Raw genomic sequence first — 210 nt, forward strand, 5'->3', positions numbered from 1 at the left:
TACCTATACCCTGCTGGGCAATGAGGCCCATCCCGATACTGGCAACGATGTGCTGTTGGATAACACCAGCATTCTGGTCACCGATCGGGATGGCGATACCGCCAGCAGCAACCTGAGCATCCAGATTGTCGATGACGTGCCAGAGATCAGCATTGCCGCCACCCCGAACACGGTGGTCGAGGGCGAGAGCCTGACGACCGGAACCTGGAG

General features: G+C 59.0%; 1 protein-coding gene. It reads left to right on the forward strand.

The features are described 5' to 3' along the window. A partial coding sequence (locus tag ACZYUB_RS16675; RefSeq protein WP_463949349.1) for a hypothetical protein occupies positions 1-210 on the forward strand: 210 nt, incomplete at both ends.

Source organism: Pseudaeromonas sp. HNCC25DJ182 (genome assembly GCF_055413365.1).